Annotated in this window: 2 protein-coding genes and 1 pseudogene; all 3 read right to left on the bottom strand. The window is 34.4% G+C overall.

All coding sequences use genetic code 11. The features are described from left to right. Nucleotides 1-124 precede the first annotated feature (124 nt). Nucleotides 125-1,255, bottom strand: coding sequence for a succinyl-diaminopimelate desuccinylase (dapE, locus tag ARSQ2_RS08955; protein WP_181995085.1), 1,131 nt, complete (start codon nt 1,253-1,255; stop codon nt 125-127). A gap of 2 nt (nt 1,256-1,257) precedes the next feature. Next, a pseudogene (locus tag ARSQ2_RS08950) lies at nt 1,258-1,625 on the bottom strand (ArsC family reductase). Nucleotides 1,626-1,907: 282 nt separating this feature from the next. Further along, nucleotides 1,908-2,258, bottom strand: a complete 351-nt coding sequence (locus ARSQ2_RS14055) for a LuxR C-terminal-related transcriptional regulator (protein WP_181995084.1) — start codon at nt 2,256-2,258, stop codon at nt 1,908-1,910. Nucleotides 2,259-2,355: the final 97 nt, after the last annotated feature.

Raw genomic sequence — 2,355 nt, 5'->3', positions numbered from 1 at the left:
CTATATCTTAATCCTAGCGATATTGCTAGCTTATCTATTAAGGTTGCCACAAATCGATGGGGAAAAAATTTAACCCAATTTATTATTTAACTAATAATATAGCTAGTGAATTTAAATTTGAGGTTCATAATAATATTTTTTGCATAATTTCCTGATAAACGAGACTTAATTTCTGAAGATCAGCAACACTAACACATTCATCAACTTTATGAATGGTTGCATTTAAAGGGCCTAATTCAACAATTTGTGCCCCCATTTTAGCAATAAAGCGGCCATCAGATGTTCCTCCATCAGTTGATAACTGAGGTTGATAGCCGCAATATTGTTCTATCACCTGGCTGACAATATTAATTAATTTACCTTTTTCTGTTAAAAATGGATGGCCGGATAATGACCACTCAATTTTATAATCGAGTTGATATTTTTCTAGTATTGCTTCAACTTGGTGGCGAATTTGTTGCTCGGTGAGTTCGTTGCTAAAGCGAAAATTGAATTGTATGACTAACTGGCCAGGAATAATATTGTTACTACCAGTACCAGCATGAATATTGGAAATCTGCATGCTGGTGGAAGGAAAATAAGCATTCCCTGCATCCCATTTTTTATTAACTAGTTCATGTAAAAAAGCTAATGAACTATGTATTGGATTATTGGCTAAATGGGGGTAAGCAATGTGCCCTTGCGTTCCTTCGATGGTGAGTTTGGCAGTGAGTGATCCTCGACGACCATTTTTGATAATATCACCAATTTTAATCTGGCTAGATGGTTCACCAGCTACGCAATAATCAATTTGTTCATTGCGTATCATTAATTCATCAACCACTTTTACCGTTCCGTTAGTGGTTTTAGCCTCTTCGTCAGAGGTAATTAAGAAGGCCAATCGGCCAGAATGGTTGGGAAAATCGCTAATAAATCTTTCGGCGGCAATAATCATTGCCGCAAGGGAACCTTTCATATCGGCTGCTCCTCGGCCATAGAGCAGTCCGTTATTTAATGTTGGTGTAAAGGGAGGATAACGCCAATTGTCAGTTGCACCTGGTGGAACAACATCGGTATGTCCAGAAAAAGCTAGCGTTTCACCTTGTTTGCCATGATATGCCCATAGATTGGTGGTATCGTCAAAGGGCATGACTTCGATTGAAAAACCAACTTTTTTCAATCGATTAATTAAAATTATTTGACAGCCATTATCATCGGGGCTAACAGAGGGTTGTTGAATAAGTTGTTGCGCAAGCTTAAGAACAGGACAAATCATAGTTAGCCTCTGTGATGAATAAATTGTTGGTATTGGTCTATAGAAAAACCGAGTAGATACTGGTTACCAGTAGTTGTTAATAATGGGCGTTTAATAATTGCTGGATATTTTAACATTAACTCTTTAGCACTAGCGACATCAATAATATTCGCTTTTTGCTTATCGGACAATTTTTCCAGGTTGTACCACGTTTATTGATCAAGACTTCCTAGCCTAAGTATTGAATAAAAATTTCGAGTAATTCAATTGATATCCCATCCGTGCGATAATCATGGAATTGATAGATTATATGATGATTATCCAGCCACTGACGTCCCTTTTTAATAGTATCACAATTTTTATATAAAGTATGTAACTTGCTGAAGTTCACATCATAATTTCTTTTTTTGATATGTAGCAAAGATCTCTATAATGCTGCAAAATGCGATAATAATCTATATAAGGCTACTATTAAGTAGAATACTTATTAAATTTATTAGAAATCGATTATAAAAAAATTCAATAAAATATATTCTACATCACATAAAATGATGTGTTAATTAAGCAATGCATATAAATATACTATGTGTTAGATGATGATGTTTTAATAAATCATTTCTTCATCCTTTAATGATATTTTATCTATGTTAAGTTTATTTAGCACGCATATAAACTAGGCTGGCTTCCAAGCGAGAACGCACATTAAGTTTTTTAGCAAATTACGAATATGTACCTTGACTGTTTCTTCAGAAATAAAAAGAGATTTAGATATTTCTCTATTTTTTAATCCATTAGCAATTTCACGTAATACTTCAAATTCACGTTTTTTTAATGAAGAAAGTGGATCTTGATATTGATGACGATTATTTAAATACTGATGAATTTGATTCCTAAAAACGGGTAACCCATTTGCAGCGCTTTTCAGGCTATTAAGTAACATATAGCTAAGCGACTTAATTTTGATTACAGCATATTGAGTGCCAACAAAATATCTGTGTCGCATCCGAGCGCTCTTTTTTTGCATTTAACTTGTGCCCATTTATGTTCAATTCAATTAAGATCTGGCGAATAGGTAGGCAAATATTCCACCATATGCCCCGCATCGATCATGACTTGTTGAA

Source organism: Arsenophonus endosymbiont of Bemisia tabaci Q2, from assembly GCF_902713415.1.
In the GTDB taxonomy this organism is placed as follows: domain Bacteria; phylum Pseudomonadota; class Gammaproteobacteria; order Enterobacterales; family Enterobacteriaceae; genus Arsenophonus.
Note: the sequence above shows the minus strand (reverse complement) of the source record. Positions and strands in the feature narration are given on the sequence as shown.